Below are 1,033 nucleotides of genomic sequence, written 5' to 3' on the forward strand. Positions count from 1 at the left end.
TTTGAGACGGGCTTCTTTGGAGGCATCCATGGGAGTGAAGTTCCTCTGTTGAACTGCTCAAAGCTTAACGTTCATAGGCTTAGCCCAGACTAAGTATTATTGCTCATTACATAACTGGGATGCACCCTATTTCCCTGGGTCTGCAAAATAGCGCCCCGCCCACGAGCCTCTACAACCAACACTTGCCCCTCGGCGGTTATTCCATAAATCTGCCCCTGCACCCATAGTCTAGGGCCTGCTGCTGAACCCTCACCCGTCACGTTCCCTTGCTTTGGCTGATGAGCATGAATCAAAATGTCCCATGCCTGGCACACAAACGTCTGGAGCTGATCCTCTGTGATCCTGAATCTCTCGGCTGCCGAATCCTGGATAGCTTCATCTTGCCGCTCTTGAGGTCTAGCCAAGCTCAGAATATAGTTATTCCTCCTGGTGGTAGCTTGGATGGCCTGCCTCATGGTGTCAGGGCACAGCTCTTCATACACCTGACGGTCTAGTTTCCACACGCATTTCCAAGCGCTAGTCTCACCTCCGGCAAAAACCGCCGCCGGGGTACAACTGCCTGGATCAGCAATGCTTCGTATAATGCGTTCCGCCCGCTCAGCGTCAATCCCCAACGCAATCCCCGCTGCTCGGACCAGCTCTTCGGCATTGCCGCTAATCGGCACCCGGTTCTGGGCAGCCCAGTTCTCCCAGCCATAGAACTCTCGTAGAGCAAATGTCAGCGAGTGCGATCGCGATTCCAGCGGACTATCTCCATGCAGCACCGCCTGGGCCTTCGCTGTAGCCAGATCCTCCAGCCGCAAGACTCCCAGTTGGGCAGGCTGCGACTGAATTAGGGGGCGAGCCTGACTGGATGGCTTCTGCTCTCTTCGACCACTCGCCGGATACAGCCCGATCGTATCCAACTGTTCCACCCAAACCGGCGGTAGCCGCTGCACATTGACATAGGCGTTCCTACTTGGGCCAACTGTCGGCGAGAGCACGGTGAAGCGCCCCTGGCCCAGAGCCTCCCCCATGTGCTGGCCACCCACCC

The 1,033-nt window shown here is 56.6% G+C and carries 1 pseudogene; it reads right to left on the bottom strand.

The features are described 5' to 3' along the window. Window positions 1–89 precede the first annotated feature (89 nt). Window positions 90–1,033, bottom strand: a pseudogene (locus IQ273_RS33415) (hypothetical protein); the annotation flags it as partial.

The organism is Nodosilinea sp. LEGE 07298, assembly GCF_015207265.1.
In the GTDB taxonomy this organism is placed as follows: domain Bacteria; phylum Cyanobacteriota; class Cyanobacteriia; order Phormidesmidales; family Phormidesmidaceae; genus Nodosilinea.